Annotated in this window: 21 protein-coding genes; 13 read left to right on the top strand and 8 right to left on the bottom strand. The window is 71.7% G+C overall.

Going from position 1 to position 23,936, the window contains the following annotated elements:
* Positions 1 to 11: 11 nt before the first annotated feature.
* Positions 12 to 305 carry a helix-turn-helix domain-containing protein gene (locus tag ACWEOH_RS01565; RefSeq protein WP_148731936.1) on the bottom strand — a complete coding sequence of 98 codons (294 nt, stop codon included), beginning with the start codon at positions 303 to 305 and terminating at the stop codon, positions 12 to 14.
* Between the two features lie 119 nt (positions 306 to 424).
* Here ACWEOH_RS01565 and ACWEOH_RS01560 point away from each other — a divergent pair, with 119 nt between their 5' ends.
* Genes ACWEOH_RS01560 through ACWEOH_RS01550 form a run of 3 tightly spaced genes read left to right on the top strand, consistent with a single transcriptional unit; the run spans position 425 to position 3,844 of the window.
* Complete coding sequence (locus tag ACWEOH_RS01560; RefSeq protein ID WP_452027633.1) at positions 425 to 1,054, top strand: hypothetical protein; 630 nt, start codon at positions 425 to 427, stop codon at positions 1,052 to 1,054.
* The gene (locus tag ACWEOH_RS01555; protein WP_452027631.1) at positions 1,054 to 2,301 is read left to right on the top strand and encodes an AAA family ATPase; all 1,248 of its coding nucleotides are present in this window, start codon (positions 1,054 to 1,056) and stop codon (positions 2,299 to 2,301) included. Before ACWEOH_RS01560 ends, ACWEOH_RS01555 begins: the two co-directional genes overlap by 1 nt.
* 49 nt (positions 2,302 to 2,350) lie before the next feature.
* Positions 2,351 to 3,844, top strand: coding sequence for a sensor histidine kinase (locus ACWEOH_RS01550; protein ID WP_452027630.1), 1,494 nt, complete (start codon positions 2,351 to 2,353; stop codon positions 3,842 to 3,844).
* A gap of 45 nt (positions 3,845 to 3,889) precedes the next feature.
* Here ACWEOH_RS01550 and ACWEOH_RS01545 read toward each other — a convergent pair whose 3' ends face one another.
* Positions 3,890 to 4,138 carry a WhiB family transcriptional regulator gene (locus ACWEOH_RS01545; RefSeq protein ID WP_055859573.1) on the bottom strand — a complete coding sequence of 83 codons (249 nt, stop codon included), beginning with the start codon at positions 4,136 to 4,138 and terminating at the stop codon, positions 3,890 to 3,892.
* Positions 4,139 to 4,341: 203 nt separating this feature from the next.
* Here ACWEOH_RS01545 and ACWEOH_RS01540 point away from each other — a divergent pair, with 203 nt between their 5' ends.
* Complete coding sequence (locus tag ACWEOH_RS01540; protein WP_452027627.1) at positions 4,342 to 4,800, top strand: hypothetical protein; 459 nt, start codon at positions 4,342 to 4,344, stop codon at positions 4,798 to 4,800.
* A 45-nt stretch (positions 4,801 to 4,845) separates the two neighbouring features.
* Here ACWEOH_RS01540 and bcp read toward each other — a convergent pair whose 3' ends face one another.
* The 3 genes from bcp to aroA form a co-directional block, all read right to left on the bottom strand.
* On the bottom strand, positions 4,846 to 5,316 hold the full coding sequence (gene bcp / locus ACWEOH_RS01535) for a thioredoxin-dependent thiol peroxidase (RefSeq protein WP_452027625.1): 471 nt from the start codon (positions 5,314 to 5,316) through the stop codon (positions 4,846 to 4,848).
* A gap of 79 nt (positions 5,317 to 5,395) precedes the next feature.
* Entirely contained in the window at positions 5,396 to 6,433 is a 1,038-nt protein-coding gene (gene rsgA, locus ACWEOH_RS01530) for a ribosome small subunit-dependent GTPase A (RefSeq protein WP_452027623.1), read from the bottom strand.
* Entirely contained in the window at positions 6,430 to 7,800 is a 1,371-nt protein-coding gene (gene aroA, locus ACWEOH_RS01525; RefSeq protein ID WP_452027621.1) for a 3-phosphoshikimate 1-carboxyvinyltransferase, read from the bottom strand. Before aroA ends, rsgA begins: the two co-directional genes overlap by 4 nt.
* 59 nt (positions 7,801 to 7,859) lie before the next feature.
* Between aroA and ACWEOH_RS01520 the strand changes: the two genes are divergently transcribed.
* From ACWEOH_RS01520 to ACWEOH_RS01510, 3 genes are all read left to right on the top strand, one after another.
* Positions 7,860 to 8,573, top strand: a complete 714-nt coding sequence (locus ACWEOH_RS01520; RefSeq protein WP_452031819.1) for a sigma-70 family RNA polymerase sigma factor — start codon at positions 7,860 to 7,862, stop codon at positions 8,571 to 8,573.
* The gene (gene rsrA, locus ACWEOH_RS01515) at positions 8,570 to 8,830 is read left to right on the top strand and encodes a mycothiol system anti-sigma-R factor (RefSeq protein ID WP_452027619.1); all 261 of its coding nucleotides are present in this window, start codon (positions 8,570 to 8,572) and stop codon (positions 8,828 to 8,830) included. The genes ACWEOH_RS01520 and rsrA overlap by 4 nt, the downstream gene beginning before the upstream one ends.
* 127 nt (positions 8,831 to 8,957) lie before the next feature.
* Complete coding sequence (locus ACWEOH_RS01510; protein ID WP_452027617.1) at positions 8,958 to 11,234, top strand: MMPL family transporter; 2,277 nt, start codon at positions 8,958 to 8,960, stop codon at positions 11,232 to 11,234.
* A 74-nt stretch (positions 11,235 to 11,308) separates the two neighbouring features.
* Here the strand turns inward: ACWEOH_RS01510 and ACWEOH_RS01505 are convergent, their stop codons facing one another.
* Positions 11,309 to 15,148, bottom strand: a complete 3,840-nt coding sequence (locus ACWEOH_RS01505) for a multifunctional oxoglutarate decarboxylase/oxoglutarate dehydrogenase thiamine pyrophosphate-binding subunit/dihydrolipoyllysine-residue succinyltransferase subunit (protein WP_452027615.1) — start codon at positions 15,146 to 15,148, stop codon at positions 11,309 to 11,311.
* Between the two features lie 146 nt (positions 15,149 to 15,294).
* On the opposite strand from ACWEOH_RS01505, the gene guaB1 reads away from it, so the two are divergent.
* From guaB1 to ACWEOH_RS01485, 4 genes are all read left to right on the top strand, one after another.
* The gene (gene guaB1 / locus ACWEOH_RS01500) at positions 15,295 to 16,734 is read left to right on the top strand and encodes a GMP reductase (protein ID WP_452027614.1); all 1,440 of its coding nucleotides are present in this window, start codon (positions 15,295 to 15,297) and stop codon (positions 16,732 to 16,734) included.
* A gap of 246 nt (positions 16,735 to 16,980) precedes the next feature.
* On the top strand, positions 16,981 to 18,315 hold the full coding sequence (locus ACWEOH_RS01495; protein ID WP_452027612.1) for a hemolysin family protein: 1,335 nt from the start codon (positions 16,981 to 16,983) through the stop codon (positions 18,313 to 18,315).
* A complete protein-coding gene (locus tag ACWEOH_RS01490) occupies positions 18,312 to 19,349 on the top strand; it encodes a hemolysin family protein (protein WP_452027610.1) in 1,038 nt (345 codons plus the stop codon). Before ACWEOH_RS01495 ends, ACWEOH_RS01490 begins: the two co-directional genes overlap by 4 nt.
* 102 nt (positions 19,350 to 19,451) lie before the next feature.
* Positions 19,452 to 19,886 carry a VOC family protein gene (locus ACWEOH_RS01485; RefSeq protein ID WP_452027608.1) on the top strand — a complete coding sequence of 145 codons (435 nt, stop codon included), beginning with the start codon at positions 19,452 to 19,454 and terminating at the stop codon, positions 19,884 to 19,886.
* 9 nt (positions 19,887 to 19,895) lie between these two features.
* Here ACWEOH_RS01485 and ACWEOH_RS01480 read toward each other — a convergent pair whose 3' ends face one another.
* Together ACWEOH_RS01480 and ACWEOH_RS01475 are read right to left on the bottom strand one after the other, a co-directional pair.
* Positions 19,896 to 20,981 carry an NADH:flavin oxidoreductase/NADH oxidase gene (locus ACWEOH_RS01480; protein WP_452031817.1) on the bottom strand — a complete coding sequence of 362 codons (1,086 nt, stop codon included), beginning with the start codon at positions 20,979 to 20,981 and terminating at the stop codon, positions 19,896 to 19,898.
* An 86-nt stretch (positions 20,982 to 21,067) separates the two neighbouring features.
* Positions 21,068 to 21,703: an HAD family hydrolase gene (locus tag ACWEOH_RS01475; protein ID WP_452027606.1), complete on the bottom strand. Its 636-nt coding sequence runs from the start codon at positions 21,701 to 21,703 to the stop codon at positions 21,068 to 21,070.
* A gap of 23 nt (positions 21,704 to 21,726) precedes the next feature.
* Between ACWEOH_RS01475 and ACWEOH_RS01470 the strand changes: the two genes are divergently transcribed.
* Both ACWEOH_RS01470 and ACWEOH_RS01465 read left to right on the top strand, forming a co-directional pair.
* Entirely contained in the window at positions 21,727 to 22,569 is an 843-nt protein-coding gene (locus ACWEOH_RS01470) for an ADP-dependent NAD(P)H-hydrate dehydratase (RefSeq protein ID WP_452027605.1), read from the top strand.
* Between the two features lie 66 nt (positions 22,570 to 22,635).
* The gene (locus tag ACWEOH_RS01465; protein WP_452027604.1) at positions 22,636 to 23,910 is read left to right on the top strand and encodes a hypothetical protein; all 1,275 of its coding nucleotides are present in this window, start codon (positions 22,636 to 22,638) and stop codon (positions 23,908 to 23,910) included.
* Positions 23,911 to 23,936 lie beyond the last annotated feature (26 nt).

Genomic DNA, 23,936 nt, shown 5'->3' with positions numbered 1-23,936 from the left:
CGGGACGCGCTCTAGTCGACCGGACGCAGCCGGGCGGTGCGCGCCCCGGAGAGCTCGACGATGTTCGCGAACTCGCCCTGCTGCCACGCGGAGTGCCGGCGCGTGAGCTCGTACTGCTCCTCGATCCACACCTCGAGCTGCGTGCGCTCGATGCGCCACGGACCCGAACTGCCCACGCGGATCGCCGGGAGCTCGCCGGATCGGATCAGCTCGTCGACGGCCGCGACGTCGACGGCGAGGATCTCGGCCGCGTCGGCGACGGTGAGGAACCGGCCGATCTGGTCGCCCGAACCTGGAGCGGTCATGCATCAAGTATCGACCCGGCGCCCTCGGGCGGATGCCGGTGTGGATAACTTCGCGGCGTCCTCACGGATTCGCGCCACGATGATCCCGGCGCCGGAGCGCCACGACCGGAAGGATCCCGATGCCCCGTCGACCGGAACGCTCGGAGCGCGGCGCGCTCCGGCTCGACCCGCGTCTCGTCATCGGAGTGGTGCTCGTGGCGGCGTCGACCACGGGCGTCTGGGCGCTCGTGACCGGGATCGACGACTCGATCGACGTGTACGCGGTGCGCGACACCGCCGTGCCGGGCACACGCATCACGGTCGACGACCTCGCCGTCGAATCGGTGCGGCTCGGGCCGCTCGCCGACGCCTACTTGTCGCCGGGCGACGTGCCCGACGACGGCCTGGTCGTCGTCAGGACGGTCGAGTCGGGTGAACTCGTTCCGGCGACCGCGGTCGACGACGCCGACCGCACGGGGCTCGCCACCGTGGTCGTGCCGAGCCGCGGCGCACTCCCGAGCGGGCTCGGCACCGGCTCGACGGTCGACGTCTGGTCGGCCCGGCTCGTCGAGCGCGGCGCGTACGAGCCGCCCGCCGTGCTCGTGGGGGCGGCTGAGATCGCCGCGATCCAGGAGCCCGAGGGCATGGTCGAGTCGGGTGGTCCGGCCGTCGAACTCCTCGTACCGCGCGAGAAGGTCGCCGCCCTGCTCGAGGCGCTCGCCGCGGGCGACGCCATCGACCTCGTGCCCGCCCGGCCGAGCGGAAACTGATGGCACGACTCGCGCTGGCCCTCGACCCGACGACGGAGGATCGCCTGCTCGCCGACGTCGTCGAGCACGGCCACACCGTCGTCGCCCGGCTCGTGGGCTGGCGCGACCTCGTCGAGAGCCTCGACGTGCTCGCTCCCGAGGTCGTGCTGGTCGGCGCGGCGCGCGTGAGCCTGAGCGCCGACCTGCTCGCCGCGTGCGACGAGCGCGGCATCCGTCTCGTCGCCCTGGCCGCGAACGACGCGGAACGCGCGCACGCCGCACAGCTCGGACTGCACGAGGTCCTCGACCGCTCGGCGGCCTGGCGCGAGATCGAGGAGCTCGTGAGCGGCGGCATGCCGGTGCCTTCGCGGCTCGGCGACGCCCGGCGCGCCCCGCGTCGCACCGGACAGGTGGTCGCCGTGTGGGGACCGGCGGGCGCACCCGGCCGCACCACGATCGCCGTGAACCTCGCCGCCGAGATCGCGGCCGCCGGTCACTCGGTCGCGCTGGTCGACGCCGATCCGTACGGCGGTGCCGTGGCGCCGTCGCTCGGCCTGCTCGACGAGGCGCCCGGCTTCGCATCCGCATGCCGGCTCGCGGGCGGCGATGCGCTCGACCGCTCCGAGCTCGAGCGGATCGCCCAGCGCTACTCGGCGCCGCGTGGCTCGTTCGACGTGTTCACCGGACTCGTCGGGCCGAGCCGCTGGCCCGAGCTGGCGCACGACCGGGTGACCGCAGCCCTGCAGGCCATCGCCGCACGAAGCGAGTTCGTCGTCGTCGACACGGGCTTCAGCCTCGAGCGCGACGAGGAGCTCACGAGCGACCAGTTCGCACCACGGCGGAATGCCGCGACGTTCGCCGCGCTCGCCGCCGCCGATCGGGTGGCCGCCGTCGGCCTCGCCGATCCGGTCGGCCTGTCCCGCCTCCTGCGCGGCCACGGCGACCTCGTCGAGGTGGTCGAGCCCGACCGCATCGACGTGATCGTCAACCGCGTGCGGTCGGCGGCTCTCGGCATCGACGCCCACGCGCAGGTGCGCCAGACGCTGCGCCGGTTCGCGGGCATCGGCGACGCCACGCTGCTGCCGCACGACGGGCGGGCGACGGATGCCGCGATCCTCACGGCGCGCACCCTGCGCGATGCGGCGCCGCGCAGCCCGCTGCGCACCGCGCTCCGCGAGTACGCGCTCGAGCACCTCGTGCCCGTGCCAGAACCGGTCAAGCGCCGCGGATTCGGGTTCGCCCCGGCCCGTCGTCCCGTCGCGAGCTGAGCGATTCCGCCCGGCCGGCCGCACAGGAGGCACGCACTACGCTGGGTCTGTGTCGACCCTTAGTGAACTCGTCCTCGCCCAGGGCCGCAGCAGTCAGGCCGACGTCGACTGGCTGCACATGCTCGTCGGCGACCTGCAGCTGCTCGCCGACCTCGCCTTCGCCGACATCGTGCTGTGGGTGCCGTCGGGTGACGACGACTTCGTGGCGGTCGCGCACTCGCGGCCGTCGAGCGCGGCGACGCTGTTCTACCGGGACTTCGTCGGCCAGCCGATCAAGTCGCAGTGGCGCGACCTCGTCACGCAGGCGTTCGAGACGGCGGCCATCGCCGACTCGTCCGCGCCCGACTGGTACGAGGAGATGCCGACGCGCGTCCGCGCCGTGCCCGTGATGCGCCGGCTCTCGGCGACCGGCACCGAGCTCGCACCCGAGCCGGTCGCCGTCATCACCCGCCACACCAACCTCGGCGCGACGCGCACGCCGAGCCGGCAGGAGCTCACGTTCAACGAGTGCGCCGAGGAGCTCTTCCAGATGATCGCGTCGGGGGACTTCCCCGACCTCGGTGCGCCCACCGGACCCCGTCGCGGTGCGCCCCGCGCCTCAGACGGCCTCATCCGCCTCGACGTCGACGGCATCACGACGTTCGCCAGCCCGAACGCGCTCTCGGCGTTCAACCGCATGGGCTTCGACGACGAACTCGAGGGGGAGTCGCTCGCCGAGGTCACCACGCGCCTGCTCAGCGGCAAGCTCGTGGTCGACGAGTCGTTGCCGCTCGTCGTCACCGGCCGGGCGCCGTGGCGCACCGACGTGGAGTCGCGCGGCGTGACGGTTTCCCTCCGGGCGATCCCGATCCGCCGCCGCGGCGAGCGGATCGGCGCCATCGTGCTGAGCCGCGACGTCACCGAGCTCCGTCACCAGGAGCAGGAGCTCATCACGAAGGACGCGACGATCCGCGAGATCCACCACCGCGTCAAGAACAACCTGCAGACCGTCGCCTCGCTCCTGCGCATCCAGGCGCGGCGCACCCACTCCGACGAGGCGCGCGACGCGCTCACGCAGGCGATGCGACGCGTCGGCGCCATCGCGGTCGTGCACGACACGCTCTCCGAGGGACTCACGCAGAACGTCGACTTCGACCAGGTGTTCGACCGGGCGCTGCTGCTCGTCGCCGAGGTCGCCTCGGCGCACAACACGACGGCGCACCCGAAGCGCTCGGGCTCGTTCGGCGTGCTGCCGAGCGAGTACGCGACGCCGCTCGCGCTCGCCCTCACCGAGCTCGTGACGAACGCGGTCGAGCACGGGCTCGCGGGTCAGGAAGGCGACGTGGAGATCATCGCCGACCGGTCGCCGACCATGCTCACCGTGCAGGTCCGCGACACCGGGTCGGGCCTGCCCGAGGGCAAGGTCGGTGAAGGCCTCGGCACGCAGATCGTGCGCACCCTCATCCAGGGCGAGCTCGGCGGCACGATCGACTGGCACACCATCGTCGGTCGTGGCACCGAGGTGACGATCGAGGTGCCGCTGCGGTGGATCACGGCGGAGTAGGGCTGGTGCGGCGGATGCCGCGCGGGCGATGCCGCCCGCCGGCGATCAGCCTGCGCGACGCGCGCGGGCCGCGCGACGCTTGAGGGCGCGACGCTCGTCCTCGCTGAGGCCACCCCACACGCCCGAGTCCTGACCGGTCTCGAGGGCGTACTGGAGGCAGATCTCGGTGACGGTGCACCGGGCGCAGACAGCCTTCGCCTTCTCGATCTGGTCGACGGCGGGACCAGTGTTGCCGACGGGGAAGAAGAGTTCCGGGTCAGCGGTGAGGCAGGCGGCTTTGTCGCGCCAATCCATGGAGATGCTCCTTGTGGTTACTTCGTTCGCAGACGCGCACGATTGCGCGAAGCCCGAGTCGGGCTTGTGCTGCAGGGGGAAAGCCGAATCTCGGGAAGTAGGATCATGACTGATCGGCTCACGTCCCTGTGAGCATCAACTCGGCCTCATAAATGGTCGCATAGCGGAGAGATCGAATCAATAGTCGTGCTTGGGATAACCCTGTGAATCAGGATCGCGCCGAGGGAGACATGCCGCCCGCGGCATCCGCTTCAGGAGGAGTGAAGGTCGCGCTCGTGGTCGTCTCGGCGATCCTCGTCCTCGAGGCGCTGGCGCTCATCGCCGTCGTGGTGTGGCTGGTCGTCGACCTGCTCGCGCTGCAGCCGTCGTCGTACGCCACCGCGATCGCGCTCATCGTGCTCGTACTGGTGGGTGCGGCCTGGGTCTCGGCGGTGGCCATCGGGTCGCTGCGCCGCGCGCCGTGGACGCGGGCCGGTGCGATCGTCTGGCAGGTCCTGCAGGTCTCGATCGCGGTCGGCGCGTTCCAGGGACTGTTCGCGCGTCCCGACGTCGGCTGGCTGCTGCTCGTGCCCGCGATCGTCGTGATCGGGCTGCTGCTCTGGACCCCGGTTCGGCTCGCGTACACCCGCCACGAACACGAGTCGGCGCCCGGCGCCGACTGACGTCGAGCACCGGACGTCGGAGGGGAAAGCGCCGAGGGAGTGGCCCTACAGCCCGAGCTCGCGGCCCACGCGGGCGACGTGGCCGGTCGCCTTCACGTTGTACCAGGCCTTCTCGATACGCCCGTCGGCGCCGATGACGAAGGTCGAGCGGATGCTGCCGACGACGATCTTGCCGTAGAGCGACTTCTCGCCCCAGACGCCGTAGCGCTGCTGCACGGCGAGGTCGGCGTCGGAGAGGAGGGTGTAGTTCAGGCGGTCGCGCTCGGCGAAGGCCTTGAGCTTCGGCACGTCGTCCTTCGAGACGCCGACCACTCGCACGCCGGCGCCGGCGAACGAGTTGAGGTTGTCGCGGAAGTCGCACGCCTCGGTGGTGCAGCCGGGGGTCATCGCCTCGGGGTAGAAGTACAGCACCACGCGCGAGCCGCGCAGCGCGGAGAGGGTCACCGGGTTGTCGTCCTGGTCGTGGAGCGTGAAATCGGGAGCGAGATCGCCGGGGGCGAGACGTGCTTCGGTCATCCGTCCATGCTAGGCAGCGACCCTGAGTGCGACGTGCGACGGGCACCCTCGAACGAGGCGGGCGCGCGGCATCCGATGCTCAGGCGAAGGTCGCGAGCAGCCGCTGCAGCGAATCGAGCCGGGCCCGCCCGGTGTCGCCGAGCTCGCCCGCCTCGACCGCCTCGATGATGGCGCAATCGGGGGAGTCGGGCAGGTGGGTGCAGCCGCGCGGGCAGTCCTCGGCGATGCGCGCGAGATCGGTGAAGGCGCCGAGGATGTTCGCGGGGTTCACATGCCCGAGGCCGAAGGAGCGGACGCCCGGGGTGTCGATGACCCAGCCGGTGCCGCCGTCGCCCTCGACGCGCAGCGACACCGTGGACGAGGAGGTGTGGCGGCCGCGGCCGGTCACCTCGTTGACGCGCCCGATCGCGCGGTCGGCGCCGGGGACGAGGGCGTTGACGAGCGTCGACTTGCCGACGCCCGAGTGCCCGACGAACACCGTGCGATGGCCGATGAGCGTGCGCGTGATCTCGTCGAGCGGCATGTGCTCGGTGCTCGAGCGGAACACCGGGAGGTCGAGGCCGGCGAAGTTCTCGAGGAACTCCGCGGGGTCGGCGAGGTCGGTCTTCGTGATGCACAGGATGGGGTGGATGCCGGCGTCGTACGCTGCGACGAGGTAGCGGTCGACGAGCCGGATGCGCGGCTCGGGGTTCGCCGCGGCGACGACGATGAGCATCTGGTCGGCGTTCGCGACGATGATGCGCTCGACCTCGTCGGTGTCGTCGGCGCTGCGTCGCAGCAGGGTGGAGCGCTCGCCGATGCGCACGATGCGGGCGAGCGTTCCCGGCTCGCCGCTGGTGTCGCCCACGAGGTCGACGCGGTCGCCCGTGACGACCGACTTGCGGCGCAGCTCGCTCGCCCGCGCGGCCGTGATGTCGCGCTCGTCGGACTCGCCCTCGTCGACGAGCACCGCGTAGCGGCCGCGGTCGACGCCGAGCACCGTTCCCTGCACGGCATCGGCGTGCTCGGGGCGCACCTTGGTGCGCGGCCGGCTGCCGCGGCGGTTGGGACGCACGCGCACGTCGGACTCGTCGTACTCGGGCTCGTCCTCGTCGTCGTCCGCGTCCCACCAGCTCATGCCAGCATCTGCTCCCAGAGCTTCGTGAACTGCGGCAGCGTCTTCGACGTGGAGCCGATGTCGTCGACGACGACGCCGGGCACCGCGAGGCCGATGATCGCGCCCGTGGTGGCCATCCGGTGGTCGGCGTAGGCGCGCCACGGCCCGCCGGTGAGTGCGACGGGCTCGATGCGCAGCCCGTCGTCGAGCTCGGTGACCCGGCCGCCGAGGCCGTTGAGCTCGGCCGCGAGGGCCGCGAGCCGGTCGGTCTCGTGGTGGCGGATGTGGCCGATACCCGTGAACGTGGAGGCGCCGTCGGCGAACGCGGCCAGCGCGACGAGGTTCGGCACGAGCTCGCCCGCTTCCGACAGGTCGAGGTCGACGCCCCGGATGCCGCGACCGCCGGCGGCGACCGGATCGGGTGCGTGCACCGTGAGTCGGTCCTCGTCGAGCGAGACCCGGGCACCGAACCGGGGGAGGAGCTGGGCGAGCTGCGCGCCGACCTGCGTGGTCTGCGCGGGCCAGCCGGTGATCGTGACCTGTCCGCCGGCGACGAGCGCGGCCACCAGGAACGGCGCGGCGTTCGACAGGTCGGGTTCGATCGCCACGTCGACGGCGGCGATCGGACCGGGCTCGACGACCCAACGACCCGGCTCGGGGCTCGCGACGTCGACCCCGCGGGTCCGAAGCGTCTCGATCGTCATCTCGATGTGGGGCAGGCTCGGGAGCCGCTCGCCGGTGTGACGGAGGTCGAGCCCACGTTCGAAGCGCGCCGCGGAGAGCAGCAGCCCCGACACGAACTGGCTCGAGGCCGAGGCGTCGATGGCGAGCTCGCCGCCCTCGACCCGCCCGGTGCCGTGGACCGTGAAGGGGAGCGCGCCGCGGCCGTCGTCGTCGAGGTCGACGCCGAGCGCCTTCAGGCCCTGGATCGAGCCGCCCATCGGGCGACGGCGTGCGCCCTCGTCGCCGTCGAACGTCGTGGGGCCGAGCGCGAGCGCCGCGACCGGCGGGAGGAAGCGCATCACGGTGCCCGCGAGGCCGCAGTCGATCGTCGTGGAACCGAGGAGTTCGTCGGCCGGGATGACGCGGAGGTCGTCGCCGAACCCGCCGGTCCCCGGCATCCGCTCGAATCGGGTGCCAAGAGCACGGAGGCCCTCGACCATGAGCTCGCTGTCGCGCGACCAGAGCGGCGCGTGCAGCGTGGACGGCCCGTCGGCGAGGGCGGCGAGCACGAGCTCGCGGTTGGTGAGGGACTTCGAGCCCGGGATGGCGACGACCGACTCGAGCGGTGCGGTCGCGGTCGGCGCGAGCCATCCCTCGTCGGGCTCCTGCTGGCGGTTGTCGCCGTAGGGGTCGAACTCGGGTGCGGAATACCTCGAAATCTGCATCGGTTATCAACAGTAGCGTCCGAGAACGGAAGAAGGAGTTGGTGCGCGTGGCGGTGGCGATGCTCGAGCGCCCGGCGGTCGTCGAGCGAGACGATCTAGGATGGCCGGTGATGACTGGCGACGAGATCGAGACCACGTCGGACGACGCGACCACCCCTGCAGACGAGCGCAGCCTCGGCGAGCTCTTCGAGGAGCAGGCGCTGCCGTTCCTCGACCAGCTCTACGCCGCGGCCCTCCGCATGACCAAGAATCCCGCCGACGCGCAGGACCTCGTGCAGGAGACGTTCGTGAAGGCGTTCGCCGCGTTCGGGCAGTTCAAGCAGGGCACCAACCTGAAGGCGTGGCTGTACCGCATCCTCACGAACACCTTCATCAACAGCTACCGCAAGAAGCAGCGCGAGCCGTACCAGGGCACCATCGACGACCTCGAGGACTGGCAGCTCGGCGGCGCCGAGTCGACGACCGCGCGGTCGAGTCGCTCGGCGGAGGCCGAGGCGATCGACCACCTGCCCGACAGCGCCGTGAAGGACGCCCTGCAGGCGCTGCCCGAGGACTTCCGCCTCGCCGTGTACTTCGCCGACGTCGAGGGCTTCTCCTACCAGGAGATCGCCGACATGATGAACACCCCCATCGGGACCGTGATGAGCCGCCTGCACCGTGGCCGGCGGATGCTGCGCGAGTCCCTCGCCGACTACGCCAGCGAGCAGGGGTTCGCGGGCGCCACGGCGCAACCCACCACCAGGAGGCAGAGCATGCCCAGGAGCGCGAGATGACCGACTGCGGCTGTGAGAAGGCTCGGGCCGAGCTCGAGGAGTACCTGCACCACGAGCTGCGCCGCGAGGATGCCGCGGACATCCGCGAGCACATGGAGAACTGCGCGGACTGCCGCGGCGAGTACCGCGTCGGCATCGCGATCACCGAGGTCGTGCAGCGTGCCTGCAAGGAGAGCGCTCCCGAGGAGCTGCGCACCGTCGTGCTCGCGCGCATCCGCGACATCCAGTCGGAGCACGGCGTCCTGCTCGTCGACTGAGGGCTCGAGCCTGAGCGACTGAGCGCGCCCGTCCCACTCGCGTCGTGATGCGCGCGGCGGAACCGGCGGTCGGTTCCGTCTTTCGGTGGAAGCGCGCCGGCGGCACACGTCCGTAACGTCGGTCGGGATGGAACCCTCGAACCGCACCCGTCCCGAACCGACCCCCTCCCGCGTGCCCACGTGGCTGCGCGCCCTGATCCCCGCCGTCCTCATCCTCGTCTGGTTCGGCGCCTTCGGCGCCGGCGGCGCGTCGTTCGGGGCGCTCAGCGACCTCGTCGAGAACGAGCAGGCGCAGTTCCTGCCGGCCGACGCCGAGTCGACGCGGGCGCAGGACCTCCAAGCCGAGTTCCGGTCGGCCGACGTGATCCCCGCGATCGTCGTGTACGAGCGCGACGGCGGCATCACCGCGGCCGACGAGCGTGCGATCGAAGACGACGCGGCCGCCTTCCAGGACGTGGAGGGCGTCGTCGACGACGGCGTCTCGCCGCCGGTCGCCTCCGACGACGGCGAGGCCGTCGAGGTGTTCGTGCAGCTCGACGCCGGCGCCGAGACCGATGTCGTGGTCGGCGAGCTGCGCGACCGCGTCGCCGAGACGTCGGGCGATGGGCTGCAGGCGGCCGTGACCGGCCCGGCGGGATTCACGACCGACCTCGTCGCGGCCTTCGCGGGCATCGACGGACTGCTGCTCCTCGTCGCGTTCGCGGCGGTGTTCGTCATCCTCGTGATCGTCTACCGATCGCCCCTCCTGCCCGTCATCGTGCTCGGCACGAGCCTCACCGCGCTCTGCGCGTCGGTGCTCGCGGTCGTCGCGCTCGCCCGTGCCGACGTGCTCGTGCTCAACGGGCAGACGCAGGGCATCCTGTTCATCCTGGTCATCGGCGCCGCCACCGACTACTCGCTCCTCTACATCGCGCGGTACCGCGAGGCGCTGCACGTGCACGAGCGCAAGTGGGACGCCACATGGGCCGCGCTGCGCGGATCGTGGGAGCCCATCCTCGCGTCGGGCGGCACGGTCATCGCCGGGCTGCTCATGCTGCTCGTCTCGGAGCTCACGAGCAACAAGATCCTCGGCCCCGTCTCGGCCATCGGCATCGTGTTCGCCGTGCTCGCGTCGCTCACGCTGCTGCCCGCCCTCATGCTGTGGGCCGGACGCGCGGCGTTCTGGCCGGTGCGGCCGCGGTTCGGCGCGCACGTCGAGTCGGACGACGTGGTCGGCCGGCGCGGAGTGTGGCCGAAGGTCGCGCGCCTCATCGCGCGGCGCCCTCGCGTCACGTGGATCGCGTCGACGCTGCTGCTCGCCGTCATGGCGATCGGCATGACGCAGCTGAAGGCCGACGGAGTGCCGTCGAGCGAGTTCGTGCTCGGCGAATCGCAGGCGCGCGACGGGCAGGCGCTGCTGAGCGCGCACTTCCCGGGCGGATCGGGCACGCCTGCGGTGGTCTTCGCGCCCGAGGACGACCTGCAGGCGGTCGCCGACGTGCTGCTCGCCACCGACGGCGTCGAGTCCGTCGCGGTCGTGTCGGCCGACTCGCCGAGCGGCTCCCTGCCGGTGACCGACGAGGGCATCCAGCCGCTCGGACCTCCCGGCACGCCCGTCGGCGAGCCGACGGTCGTCGACGGGCGGGTGCAGCTCGACGCCACGCTCGCCGACGCCAGCGACTCCGACGCGGCCGAGCAGGTCGTGGCGACCCTGCGTGCCGAGCTCGCCGACGTCTCGCCCGAGGACCCCGTGCTCGTCGGCGGCACGACGGCCGTGGCGCTCGACACGAAGGACGCGTCGATCCGGGACCGGAACCTCATCATCCCGCTCGTGCTCGCCGTGATCCTCGTGATCCTCATGCTGCTGCTGCGCGCGATCGTGGCGCCGCTGCTCCTCATCGGCACGGTGGTCCTCTCGTTCGCGGCCGCCCTCGGGGTCTCGGCGCTCGTCTTCGACGGCGTCTTCGGGTTCCCGGGCGCCGATCCCGTCGTGCCGCTGTTCGGCTTCGTCTTCCTGGTCGCGCTCGGCGTCGACTACAACATCTTCCTGATGACCAGGGTGCGGGAGGAGAGCGTGCGGCACGGCACTCGCGAGGGCGTGCTGCGCGGGCTCGTCGTGACCGGCGGCGTCATCACGTCGGCGGGCCTCGTGCTCGCCGCGACGTTCGCGGCGCTCGGCGTGCTGCCGATCCTGTTCCTCGCGCAGATCTCGTTCATCGTCGCCTTCGGCGTGCTGCTCGACACGTTCCTCGTGCGCTCCCTGCTCGTGCCCGCGCTCTCGTACGACCTCGGCCGCGCGATCTGGTGGCCGTCGCGGCTGTGGCGCTCGGGCGCCGCCGAGCGGTCGCGGAGGGAGGCGGCGGTCGCGATCGAGCCCGACGCGGGCGAACCCGTCGAGCACCGCGAGCCCGTGCACCGCGTCTGATCGGGTCCGGTCGGCGCCTGAGACGCGAAGAGCGGATGCCGCGAGGCATCCGCTCTTCGTCGTTCGAGGTGGGGCTACAGTTCGAGCGCCCGGCGCACCAGCTCGGCCTGCTCGGCGGCGTGGCGCTTGGCCGACCCGGTCGCCGGCGACGCGGCCGACGGACGAGCGACGACCGAGACCGGACGCGGTCCGAGCTTGTTCGTCTCGATGATGAAGAACGGCCAGGCGCCCTGGTTCTCGGGCTCCTCCTGGGCCCACATGAGCTCGGCGTTCGGATACGAGTCCGCGACGGCCTTCAGCTCACGAGCGGGGAGCGGGTAGAACTGCTCGAGGCGCACGACCGCGATCTCGGGGTTGGGGTTCTTCTCGAGCCCGGCGATGAGGTCGTAGTAGAACTTGCCCGAGACGAACACCGCCCGCTTGACGGCGGCCTTGTCGGTGATGCGGACGTCGTCGATGACCGGCTCGAACCGGCCGCTCGTGAAGTCGGACACCTCGCTCGTCGCACCGCGCAGGCGCAGCATCGCCTTCGGCGTGAAGACCACGAGCGGGCGGCGGGGCCGAGCATACGCCTGGCGGCGCAGCAGGTGGAAGTACGACGCCGGCGTCGACGGGCGGGCGACCGTCATGTTGTCCTCGGCGCACATCTGCAGGTACCGCTCGATGCGGGCGCTCGAGTGGTCGGGTCCCTGTCCTTCGTAGCCGTGGGGGAGCAGGAGCACGACGCTGGAGCGCTGGCCCCACTTCTGCTCGGCCGAGGAGATGAACTCGTCGACGATGGTCTGCGCGCCGTTGGCGAAGTCGCCGAACTGCGCCTCCCACAGCACCAGCGCGTCGGCCCGCTCGACGGAGTACCCGTACTCGAATCCCATCGCGGCGTATTCGCTGAGCAGCGAGTCGTAGATCCAGAACTTGGCCTGGTTCTCCGAGAGGTTCTGCAGGGGCAGCCACTCCTGGCCGTTCACCCGGTCGTGCAGCACCGCGTGGCGCTGCACGAAGGTGCCGCGGCGGGCGTCCTGGCCGGCGAGGCGCACCGGAGTGCCCTCGAGCAGGAGGGAGCCGAGCGCGAGCAGCTCGCCGAAGCCCCAGTCGATCTTGCCGTTGCGGCTCATGTCGAGGCGCTTCGTGAGCAGCTGCTGGATCTTCGGGTGCACGGTGAAGCCGGCGGGCTTGTTCTCGAAGGCGTCGCCGACGGCGTGCACGACGTCGAGCGAGACGCCCGTGGTCTCGAGCTCGCCCGAGGCGGGCTCGGGTTCGCGGGTCGACTCGGTGGCGCCGATGATCGGGATCGCGCCGGTCTGCGCGGCGTGGGTCTCGGCGAAGGCGCGCTCCATGCGGTCCTGGAAGTCGCGGTGCGCCTCCTCGTACTCCTCCTCGGTGATGTCACCGCGGCCGACGAGGGCCTCGGTGTACAGCTTGCGGACGGAGCGCTTCGCCTCGATGAGGTTGTACATGAGCGGCTGCGTCATCGACGGGTCGTCGCCCTCGTTGTGGCCGCGGCGACGGTAGCAGACGAGGTCGATGACCACGTCGCGCTTGAACTCCTGGCGGTAGCGGAACGCGAGCTCCGCGACGCGCACGACGGCCTCGGGGTCGTCGCCGTTCACGTGGAAGATCGGGGCCTGGATCGTCTTCGCGACATCCGTCGAGTAGATCGACGACCGAGCGTCGCCCGGCACGGTGGTGAAGCCGACCTGGTTGTTGATGTTGACGTGGATCGTGCCGCCCGTGCGATAGCCGCGCAGCTGCGACATCTGCATGGTCTCGACCACGATGCCCTGGCCGGCCATGGCCGCGTCGCCGTGGATGAGGATCGGCAGGGTCGAGAACGTGCCGATGGGCTTGCGGTCCTGCTTCGCGCGGACGATGCCCTCGAGCACGCCGTCGACGGCCTCGAGGTGCGACGGGTTGGCCGCGAGCGACACGGGCACCTGGTTGCCGTCGTCGGCGGTGAAGGTGCCCTCGGTGCCGAGGTGGTACTTCACGTCGCCCGAGCCCGAGAAGGTCCTCGTGTCCTGGGTGCCCTCGAACTCGCGGAACACCTGGCCGTAGGTCTTGCCCGCGATGTTCGTGAGCACGTTGAGCCGGCCTCGGTGCGCCATGCCGATGGCGACCTCGTCCATGCCCTCCTTGGCCGCGCCCTGGAGGATCTCGTCGAGCAGCGCGATAACCGACTCGCCGCCCTCGAGGCTGAACCGCTTCTGTCCGACGTACTTCGTCTGCAGGAAGGTCTCGAACGCCTCGGCCTCGTTGAGCTTGGCGAGGATGCGCATCTGCTCGTCGTGCGACGGCTTCTCGTACTTGCGCTCGACCTCGCCCTGGATCCACTTGCGCTGCACCGGGTCCTGGATGTGCATGTACTCGATGCCGATGGTGCGGCAGTACGAGTCGCGCAGCACGCCGAGGATGTCGCGCAGCAGCGCCGTGCGCTTGTCGCCGAACCCGCCCGTGACGAACTCGCGGTCGAGGTCCCAGAAGGTGAGGCCGTGGCTCGCGATGTCGAGGTCGGGGTGCGAGCGCTGCACGTACTCGAGCGGGTCGATGTCGGCCATCATGTGGCCGCGCACGCGGAACGAGTTGATGAGCTCCTGCACGCGAGCGGTCTTGTCGATCGCACTCGCGATGTCGACCGAGATGTCGGGCGCCCAGCGGATGGGCTCGTAGGGGAGGCGGAGCGCGGCGAACAGGTTCTCGTAGAAGTCGCGCTGGCCGATGAGGAGCTCGTGGACCTTCTTCAGGAACTCGCCCGAGCCGGCGCCCTGGATGACGCGGTGGTCGTAGGTCGACGTGAGGGTGATCGTCTTGCCGATCGCGAGGTTCGCGAGGGTCTTCTCCGACGAGCCCTGGAACTCCGCGGGGTACTCGAGGGCGCCGGCGCCGATGATGCAGCCCTGGCCCTTCATGAGGCGCGGGACGGAGTGCACGGTGCCGATGCCGCCCGGGTTCGTGAGCGAGATCGTCGCGCCCTTGAAGTCGTCGGCCGTCAGCTTGTTCGTGCGGGCGCGGGTGACGAGGTCTTCATAGGCGGTGAGGTACTCGTTGAAGGTCATCGTCTCGGCGCGCTTGATGGCGGGCACGAGGAGTGCGCGGGTGCCGTCGGGCTTCGGGATGTCGATCGCGATGCCGAGGCCGATGTGCGCCGGCTTCACCATCGCCGGCTTGCCGTCGGTCTCGGTGTAGTAGACGTTCTGGCTCGGGAACTCCTTGAGCGCCTGGATGAGCGCCCACCCGATGAGGTGCGTGAACGACACCTTGCCGCCGCGGGTGCGACGGAGGTGGTTGTTGATCACGATGCGGTTGTCGATCATGAGCTTCGCCGGCACGGTGCGCACGCTCGTCGCGGTCGGCACGGTGAGGCTCTGGTCCATGTTGGCCGCGAGCGTCTTGGGGAGGCCCTTGAGCACGACGACCTCGTCTTCGAGGATCGCGTCGGCGACGACGGGCTGCGGGCTCGTGATCGGCACGTCGGCCGGAACAGGCGCGGTGCGGGGCGCGACCGAGGTGGTGCGCGCCTCGGGGGCCTGGCCGATGACCGGCGAGGGCGCCGTGGCCGGCGCGGGCTCGACGGCGGCGGATGCCGCGGGCGGCGCGGCCTCGGAGATCGGCGCCTGAGGCGCGGCGGGCGCCGCCGGCGCGGCGGGGGCGGCCTGGGCCGGTGCGGCCTCGGCGGCGGGGGCTGCGGGTGCGGATGCCTCGCCGGAGGCGGCCTCGGGAGGCGGCGCCTGCTCAGTGGCGGCGCCGTCGCCGCCGGCGCGGACCTGGCGGTAGTGCTCGAGGACCGGCCACCACGTGCGGTCGACGGAGTCGGGATCGGCGACGTACTTCTCGTACATCTCGTCGACGAGCCATTCGTTGGCTCCGTACTCGCCCGCGGTCTTCTCCTCGGACCCCGACCCGGTCAATTGGCTCGACACAGCCTCTCGCCCACTCTCTCCGTTGATGCTGGATTCCTCTGCCGGCGATCGGCACGTGCGCGCACGCACTCGTGCCCGATCACCCACACAAGCCTAAACCCCCCGCGGGGGCTCGGGTGCCTCCTTGCGGCGGTAGCGTGGGGCGCATGGAGTTCTACCGGACGACCCCGCGCCACGACCTCACGTACTCCGACGTCTTCCTCGTGCCGAGCCGGTCGGGCGTGACGAGCCGCCTCGACGTGTCGCTGGCGCCCGACGACGGCTCCGGGGCATCCGTGCCCATCGTCTCGGCGAACATGAACTCGATCACCGGCCCTCGGCTCGCGGCGACGCTCGCCCGGCGCGGCGGGATCGGCGTGCTGCCGCAGGACCTGCACCTGCAGGAGCTCGACGAGGCGATCCGGTGGGTGAAGGTGCAGTCGCCGCGGTTCGACACGCCCCACGACTTCTCGCCCGACGACACGGTCGCCGACGCGCTCGCGGTGCTGCCGCCGGTGCCGGGCCACGGCATCGTGCTGCACGACGCTCGCGGAACCTACGTCGGCACCATCACCGCCGAGCGCCTCGCGACCGCGCTCTCGGACGCGCGGCTCGGCGACCTCGTGCACGGCGGCCTCGCGTCGATCGACGCCGACGACGTCGACTCGCCGCGGCGGGCCTTCGACCTCATGGTCGACGCAGACCTGGACTTCGCCCCGGTCATGGAGCACGGTCGCGTGGTCGGAACGCTGAGCCGGCGCAGCGCGCTGCGCGGCACGCTCTACGAGCCCAACGTCGACGCGTCGGGCCGTCTCCGGGTCGCGGCGGCGGTCGGCATCAACGGCGACGTGGCGTCGAAGGCGAAGGCGCTCGTCGGCGCCGGCGTCGACATGCTCGTCATCGACACCGCGCACGGCCACCAAGAGGGCATGCTCCGCGCGGTCGGCATCGTGAAGGACCTCGACCTCGGCGTGCCGATCGTCGCGGGCAACATCGTCACCGCGGACGCCGTGGGCGACCTCGTCGCCGCGGGCGCCGACGTGCTGAAGGTGGGCGTGGGCCCTGGCGCGATGTGCACCACGCGCATGATGACGGCGGTCGGGCGGCCGCAGTTCTCCGCGGTGCTCGAGACCGCCGAGGCGGCGCGCGAGCTCGGCGCGAAGGTCTGGGCCGACGGCGGCGTGCGGTACCCGCGCGACGTGGCGCTCGCCCTGGCGGCGGGCGCGGCATCCGTCATGATCGGCTCGTGGTTCGCCGGCACGATCGAGGCGCCCGGGACGCTCCGGCGCGACGCTTCGGGCCGGCTCTTCAAGGAGAGCTGGGGCATGGCGTCGACGAAGGCGGTGCGCGAGCGGTTCGACCGGCTCTCGCCGTACGAGCTCGCGCGCAAGGAGCTCTTCGCCGAGGGCATCTCGTCGTCGTCGATCTACCTCGACCCGCTGCGGCCGTCGCTCGAGGACCTGCTCGACATGATCACCTCGGGCGTGCGCAGCTCGTTCACCTACGCGGGCGCGCGCTCCATCGAGGAGTTCCGCGAGCGTGCCCTGGTGGGCGTGCAGTCGGCCGCCGGCTACGAGGAGGGCAAGGCGCTGCCGGTCAGCTGGTAGCCCTTCGCAGGCCGGGCTGGAGTCGGAGGCCGCAGCGCCACTTCGACGCGGACTGCGCCAGCAGGACTGGTGCGGAGGGCACGGAAGTGGCGCGGCGGCAGCGCTGCCCCAGGGGGTGTGACGGGTGCGTTACGGCTCGGGAGGCCGGGAGGTGCCGCCGATATACTGGGCGGACAATGGACGATCCTCCCTCTGCGAATACGCCCGACCATAGACCCTCGCCCGTGACCGAACGGGGTGGTGGAGATGTCTGAGTGGATCCTGCTCGGCATCGGACTCCTCCTCACGATCGGCACGGGCTTGTTCGTTGCGAGCGAGTTCGCGCTCGTCAACCTCGACCGCGCGGAGCTCGAAGCCCGCCGGGCACGGGGCGAGACGCGACTCGGACTCACCATCTCGGCGTTGAAGATCACGTCGACGCACCTCTCGAGCGCCCAGCTCGGCATCACCCTCACGACGCTGCTCACCGGCTACACGATGGAGCCCGCGATCAGCTCGCTCCTGGCCGGGCCGCTCACCGCGATCGGCCTGCCAGAGGGCATGATCCGGCCGGTCGGCGCGACCACGGCGATCGTGATCGCCACGCTCCTCTCGATGGTGCTCGGCGAGCTCGTGCCGAAGAACTTCGCCCTCGCGCTGCCGCGCCAGACCGCGATCGTCGTGATGCCGTTCCAGACTGCGTTCACGTGGGTGTTCCGCCCCGCGATCGCGGTGCTCAACGGCAGCGCCAACGCGCTGCTGCGCGCCATCGGCATCGAGCCGAAGGAGGAGCTCTCCGCCGCGCGCTCGGCCGAGGAGCTCTCGTCGCTCGTGCGCCGCTCGGCGAGCGCCGGCCTGCTCGAGCAGGACACCGCCACGCTGCTCGGCCGCACGCTGCGCTTCGCCGACCACGACGCATCCGACGTCATGACCCCCAGGCCGCGCGTGGCCGCCGTGCAGCGGCAGGAGCCCGCCGAAGCGGTGCTCGAGCTCGCCCGGCAGACCGGATTCTCGCGCTTCCCGGTCTACGACGAGAACCTCGACGACATCGTCGGCGTCGTGCACGTCAAGCAGGCCGTGGCCGTGCCGCGTGAGCGGCGGTCGGATGTCCCGAGCTCGGCCCTGCAGTCCGAGGCGCTGCGCGTGCCCGAGACGATGAAGCTCGGCATGCTGCTCGGCGAGCTGCGCGGCCGCGGCTTCCAGATGGCGGTCGTCGTCGACGAGTACGGCGGCACCGCGGGTGTCGCGACGCTCGAGGACCTCGTCGAGGAGCTCGTGGGCGAGGTCGCCGACGAGCACGACCGCACGCGCGCGGGCATCGTGCGCCGCGGCGACGAGGTCAGCTTCCCCGGCATCCTGCGGCCCGACGAGCTCGTCGACCGCACCGGCATCCGGGTGCCCGAGAATGGCGACTACGAGACCGTGGCCGGCTTCGTCATCGCGCGGCTCGGCCACCTGCCGGCCGTCGGCGACGAGGTCGAGATCGATGAGGGCACCCTCGTCGTGCGGCGCCTCGACGGACGCCGCATCGACCGGCTCCGGTTCGTGCCGAAGCCGCCGCCCGAACCCGACAGCGTCGACGAGCGGGAGGAGGAGCGATGAGCGACTGGGCCGGAATCGTCTGGCTGTTCGTGCTGCTCCTCGCGAACGCCTTCTTCGTCGGCGCGGAGTTCGCCGTCATCTCGGCGCGCCGATCGCAGATCGAGCCGCTCGCCGAGCAGGGCCGGCGGAGTGCGAAGACCGCCCTGTGGGCGATGGAGCACGCCACGCTCATGCTCGCGATGAGCCAGCTCGGCATCACGATCTGCTCGCTGCTGATCCTGAACGTGTCGGAGCCCGCCATCCACCACCTGCTCGAGGTGCCGTTGCACCTCACGGGGTGGCCCGAGGGCGTCGTCTCCACGATCGCGTTCATCATCGCGCTCGTGCTCGTCTCGTACCTGCACGTGGTGTTCGGCGAGATGGTCCCGAAGAACCTCTCGTTCTCGGTGCCCGACCGCGCAGTGCTGCTGCTCGCGCCGCCGCTCGTGTTCATCGCCCGGATCTTCCGCCCGATCATCGTGGCCCTCAACGCCATGGCGAACGGGGTGCTGCGCCTCGTGGGCGTCGAGCCGAAGAACGAGGCGAACTCGACGTTCACGCTCGAGGAGGTGCAGACCATCGTCGACCAGTCGCGTCGCGAGGGGGTGCTCGAGGACGCCGGCGGCACGCTGACCGCTGCGTTCGAGTTCACGACCAAACGCGTGCACGACGTGGCGGTGCCGATGTCGGGGCTCGTGAGCCTGCCGCCGACGGCGACCCCCGGCGACGTCGAGCGCGCCGTGGCCCGGCACGGGTTCTCGCGCTACGTGATCCTCGGCGACGACGGCGAGCCCGACGGCTACGTGCACCTCAAGGACGTGATCGACCTCGACGACGACGAGTTCGACGACCCGATCCCGGCGAAGCGCGTGCGCCGCCTGGTGTCGATCTTCGACGGGACCGACCTCGAGGACGCCCTCGCGACCATGCGCCGGCTCGGCACGCACGTCGCCCGGGCGTTCGACGAGCAGGGCGCGACGACCGGCGTGATCTTCCTCGAGGACATCATCGAGGAGCTCGTCGGCGAGGTGCAGGACGCCACTCGCCGAGGCTGAGCGGATCCCCGGATCCCGACCGATCCGTCCCTCGGAATCGGAGGAATCGCGACCCTCGGGTCGGCGTAGACTGACGCCGACCCGAGGATCCGAGGAAACATCATGTTCGAGAAACTGATGGCGACAGCCGTGCTTCCGGCATCGGATATCGCCCGTGCGAAGGTGTGGTGGCACGACGTGCTCGGCCACGACCCCGTGTACGAGGACACCGAGGGCGAGGCCCTGTTCTACGACCTCGGCGGCATGCCGTTGATGGTCTACCGCAGCGACTTCGCGGGCACGGCGAAGAACACGACACTCAACCTCGTGACCGACGACCTCGACCGCGACATGACCGCCCTGCGCACGCACGGGGTCATGTTCCACGACTACGACCTGCCCGGACTGCAGACGGTCGACGGCGTCGCCCAGATGGGCGAGGAGCGTGGCGCGTGGTTCAGCGACAGCGAGGGGAACATCATCGCGATCGGCACGGTCTCGCAGCAGATGATGGACATGGTCACGAAGATGCGCGCCGCGGCGGCCGGGATGGGCTGACCCCGGCGATCACCATTCGCCGTCGTTGACCTCGGGCCGGGCCCGAAGGTACTGCGGCGGCCACATGGACGCGTCCGCACCGAGCTCCCAGGCCGCGCGGAGGGCGAAGTGCGGGTCGCGCATCATGGCCTTGCCGAACATGACCGCGTCGACCTCGCCGGCCGCGACCAGCCGCTCGGCCTGCTCGGGCATCGTGATGCGGCCAACGGCCGACACCGGGACGTCGGCCCGGTCGCCGACGTACTCGGCCAGGCGGGCCTGGTAACCCGGGCCCACGGGGATCGGCGCGTGCGCGACGAGCCCGCCCGTCGAGACGTCGAAGAAGTCGGCGCCCGCGTCCTGCGCCCACCGGGCGACGGTCGCGGTCTGGTCCTCGTCCCACCCGCCCTCGGTCCAGTCCGTCGCCGAGAAGCGCACGAAGAGCGGCATCCGCTCGCCGATCTCGAGGCGCACGCCGCGCACGAGCTCGAGGAGGAGCCGAGCGCGGTTCTCGAGGCTGCCGCCCCAGCGGTCGTCGCGCCGGTTCGAGAGCGGGGAGAGGAACTGGTGCACAAGGTAGCCGTGGGCGGCGTGGACCTCGACGATGTCGAAGCCGGCGGCGACCGCGCGCCGGGCTGCGCTGCGGAAGTCGTCGATGACGCGAAGGATGCCCGCCTCATCGAGCGCGGTCGGCTCCCGCAGCCCGTCGAACGCGACGGCCGACGCCGACACGGTGGGCCAGCCGCCGTCCTCGATCGGCTGCGAACCGGACCAACGCATCGGCTCGGGCCAGACCGACGCCTTGCGGCCCGCGTGCGCGAGCTGGATGCCGGATGCCGCGCCCTGCGAGCGGATGAACCGCGTGACGCGGCTCCACGCCTCGGCCTGCTCGTCGTTCCAGAGACCCGTGTCGTGGTCGGAGATGCGACCCTCGGGGCTCACGGCGGTGGCCTCGGCGACCACGAGGCCCGCGCCGCCCGCGGCCATCGCGCCGAGGTGAACGAGGTGCCAGTCGTGCGGCACGCCGTCGCGCTCCGTGACGGAGTACTGGCAGAGCGGCGGCACCCACACCCGGTTGCGGATCGTGAGGCCGCGGATCGTGACCGGCCGGAACAGGGCCGGCTGTCCGGGTGTCGACTCCGGAGCGGCGGGGGCTGAGATCGCGTCGGGCTCCGGCCGGTCGGTCGGCGTCGGATTCGCGGTCACGCCTCGAGGCTCCGCAGCCAGGCCTCGAGCGCCGCGGCATCCGTGAACACGAAGCCGTCGCCGCCCACGGCGCGCGCACCCTCGACGTTCTCGGACCTGTTGTCGACGAAGAGCAGTTCGGCGGGCGTGATGCCGAGCTCGGCGATGACGTGCTCGTAGATGTCGGCGTTCGGCTTCACGAGCCCGAGCTCGCCGCTCACGAACACGCGCTCGAAGAGCGGCGCGAACGATCCGGAGCGCAGCCAGCCCGAGAAGTCGGCGCCCGCGTTCGAGAGCAGCGCGAGGCGCGTGCCGCCGTCGGCGAGGGCGTGCAGCACGCGCAGCGTGCCGGGGTCGACGCTGAGCCAGCCGCGGTGGTCGAGCGCCCAGAGCTCGTGCACGTCGACCGCGTCCCATTCGACGCCGAGGTCGGATGCCACGGTGTTCCAGTAGTCGGCGATCGACAGGGTGCCCTGGTCGAGCGGCTCGCGGTGCGCCCAGTACGCGGTCCAGAACGGGTCGGCGTCGACGCCCGCGCGGGCGACGAGCGCGGCGCGGTCGGCGTCGGTCGGCTCGAGCGAGATGACCTCGCCGTAGTCGAACACGACGACGCGCGGGGCGAGGCTGATGGGGGCTGGGGCTGTCCGAGGCATCCATCCCAACCTATCGTTGGAGCATGACGACGGGGTGGCAGGAGTGGACCGCCGAGGACGCGGCCGAGTGGATCTCGGCGCCCGGCGCCGGCGACGACAAGTACACGCGCGGCGTGCTGGGCGTCGTCACCGGCTCGCAGGACTACCCGGGGGCGGCGGTGCTCGGCGTCGAGGCCGCGCACCGGGCGGGCGTCGGCATGGTGCGCTACACGGGGCCGCGCGCCGTCCGGCAGGCGGTGCTCGCGCGGCGCCCGGAGACCGTCACCGTGTCGGGGCGCGTGCAGGCCTGGCTCATCGGGTCGGGCATCGACCAGAACCGCCGCTCGTTCGTGCTCATCGGCGACCTCGAGCACGCGCTCGCCGACAAGGTCCCGGTGGTGCTCGACGCGGGCGCGCTCGACCTCGTCGGCACCCACACCGCACCGACCGTCATCACCCCGCATGCGCGCGAGCTCGCCGGCGTGCTCACGTCGCGGGAGATCCGCACGACGGTCGAGGAGGTGGCCGCCGACCCCGCGACGTGGGCCGAGCGCGCCGCCCACGAGCTCGGCGTCGCGGTGCTGCTGAAGGGCGCCGTGACCCACGTGTGCGATCCCGACGGCGACCGCTACACGGTGACCGCGCCGACGCACTGGCTCGCGACCGCCGGCAGCGGCGACGTGCTGGGCGGCATCCTCGGCGCGCTCGCGGCCACGCACCACGTCGCGCTCGCGTCGGACGCGCACGTGCTCACGGCGCTCGCCGCGACGGCCGCGTGGGTGCAGGGCGAGGCCGCGCGGCGGGCGAGCGCCGAGGTGGGCGGCGGACCCGTGACGGCGCTCGACATCGCCCAGGCGGTGCCCGGTGTCATCGGCTCGCTCATCTGAGCCACGGCCCGGGGCGTGCCGGTCCAGGCGGGCAGATCGAGGTGACGCTCGGCTAGGCTCATCGGCATGACGGCGGAGGAGGTGCGCGAGGCATCCGCCCCCGGCCGCAGTCGCGTGCACCGCTTCCTCGGCGGCCGCGCGCCCCTCTGGATCGCGTTCCTCGTTGTGCACGCCGGCCTCGTGGTGCTGAACCTCTACGGCCAGGGCTGGCCGCTCGGCGACGTCGTGGCCGTCTACAAGGTCTGGGCCGAGAACGCGGCCGAGGGCTACGTGCGCATGGGCATCGACGTGCCGTGGGTGTACCCGATCCTCGCGTTCGCCCCGATGGCGGCTGCGCTCGCGTTCGGCTCGGCCTGGTACGCCCAGACGTGGCTCGCGATCGTCGTGCTGCTGGATGCCGCGGCCTTCTCGATCCTGCTCGGCCGACTCCGGCTCTCGCGCACGCGCCGGATCGCCGCGTGGTGGTGGCTGGCGTTCCTCGCGCTGCTCGGGCCGATCGCGCTCGCACGCATCGACGCGGTGACGGTGCCGCTGGCGCTCACCGGCATGCTGTGGGCGGCGACGCGTCCGCGCGTGGCCGCCGTGCTGCTCACGATCGGCATGTGGGTGAAGGTGTGGCCCGCGGCGGTGCTCGCTGCGCTCGTCATCGCGTCGCGCAAGCGCTGGGAGGTCGTGACGGTCGCGGCGGCGCTCAGCGCCGGCATCCTCGGCGTCAGCCTGCTCGCGGGCTCGGGCCTGAACGCGGTCGGGTTCGTGGCCGAGCAGGCGGGCCGCGGGCTCCAGATCGAGGCGCCCCTCGCGGTCGCGTGGCTCTGGCGGATCGCCGGCGGCGACCGGGCCGTCGAAGTCGTCTACGACCGCGAGATCCTGACGTTCCAGATCTCGGGCCCCGGGGCGGAGGTCGCGGCATCCGTCACCACGCCGCTCATGGCGATCGGCGTGGTCGCCGTCCTCGTGCTCGGGATCCGCGCCGTGCGCCGCGGCGCCGCGTTCGGGCGGCTGTTCCCGCCGCTCGCGCTCTCGTTCATCGTCGTGCTCATGCTCGCGAACAAGGTCGGGTCGCCGCAGTTCGTGACCTGGCTCGCCGCTCCCGTCGTGCTCGGCCTCGTGCTGAACCCCCGCCGGTTCCTCGTGCCGGCCGCGCTCGCCACGGCGATCGCGCTGCTCACGCAGGTCATCTACCCGTACTGGTACGGGTGGCTCATGGCGGCGGACCCCGGGTTCGTGCTCGTGCTGACGGTCAAGATCGCGCTGCTCGGGGTGCTGCTCGCCTGGGGCATCCGGGCGCTGTGGCAGGCTGGGAGGGCCCGAGACCGCGTCGAGGTCGCGTCGGACGCCTGACCAGCCTGATCACCCGTGGCCGCGCC

The organism is Agromyces sp. NPDC004153 (assembly GCF_053603635.1).
This window is presented reverse-complemented; position numbering and strand designations above follow the sequence as displayed.

What these genes read in the sequence shown, in the direction of transcription:
- ACWEOH_RS01565 (WP_148731936.1), bottom strand. Translation starts at nt 305, where the DNA reads ATGACCGCTCCAGGTTCGGGCGACCAGATCGGCCGGTTCCTCACCGTC.
- ACWEOH_RS01560 (WP_452027633.1), top strand. Translation starts at nt 425, where the DNA reads ATGCCCCGTCGACCGGAACGCTCGGAGCGCGGCGCGCTCCGGCTCGAC.
- ACWEOH_RS01555 (WP_452027631.1), top strand. Translation starts at nt 1,054, where the DNA reads ATGGCACGACTCGCGCTGGCCCTCGACCCGACGACGGAGGATCGCCTG.
- ACWEOH_RS01545 (WP_055859573.1), bottom strand. Translation starts at nt 4,138, where the DNA reads ATGGATTGGCGCGACAAAGCCGCCTGCCTCACCGCTGACCCGGAACTC.
- bcp (WP_452027625.1), bottom strand. Translation starts at nt 5,316, where the DNA reads ATGACCGAAGCACGTCTCGCCCCCGGCGATCTCGCTCCCGATTTCACG.
- rsgA (WP_452027623.1), bottom strand. Translation starts at nt 6,433, where the DNA reads ATGAGCTGGTGGGACGCGGACGACGACGAGGACGAGCCCGAGTACGAC.
- aroA (WP_452027621.1), bottom strand. Translation starts at nt 7,800, where the DNA reads ATGCAGATTTCGAGGTATTCCGCACCCGAGTTCGACCCCTACGGCGAC.
- ACWEOH_RS01520 (WP_452031819.1), top strand. Translation starts at nt 7,860, where the DNA reads ATGCTCGAGCGCCCGGCGGTCGTCGAGCGAGACGATCTAGGATGGCCG.
- rsrA (WP_452027619.1), top strand. Translation starts at nt 8,570, where the DNA reads ATGACCGACTGCGGCTGTGAGAAGGCTCGGGCCGAGCTCGAGGAGTAC.
- ACWEOH_RS01510 (WP_452027617.1), top strand. Translation starts at nt 8,958, where the DNA reads ATGGAACCCTCGAACCGCACCCGTCCCGAACCGACCCCCTCCCGCGTG.
- guaB1 (WP_452027614.1), top strand. Translation starts at nt 15,295, where the DNA reads ATGGAGTTCTACCGGACGACCCCGCGCCACGACCTCACGTACTCCGAC.
- ACWEOH_RS01495 (WP_452027612.1), top strand. Translation starts at nt 16,981, where the DNA reads ATGTCTGAGTGGATCCTGCTCGGCATCGGACTCCTCCTCACGATCGGC.
- ACWEOH_RS01490 (WP_452027610.1), top strand. Translation starts at nt 18,312, where the DNA reads ATGAGCGACTGGGCCGGAATCGTCTGGCTGTTCGTGCTGCTCCTCGCG.
- ACWEOH_RS01485 (WP_452027608.1), top strand. Translation starts at nt 19,452, where the DNA reads ATGTTCGAGAAACTGATGGCGACAGCCGTGCTTCCGGCATCGGATATC.
- ACWEOH_RS01475 (WP_452027606.1), bottom strand. Translation starts at nt 21,703, where the DNA reads ATGCCTCGGACAGCCCCAGCCCCCATCAGCCTCGCCCCGCGCGTCGTC.
- ACWEOH_RS01470 (WP_452027605.1), top strand. Translation starts at nt 21,727, where the DNA reads ATGACGACGGGGTGGCAGGAGTGGACCGCCGAGGACGCGGCCGAGTGG.
- ACWEOH_RS01465 (WP_452027604.1), top strand. Translation starts at nt 22,636, where the DNA reads ATGACGGCGGAGGAGGTGCGCGAGGCATCCGCCCCCGGCCGCAGTCGC.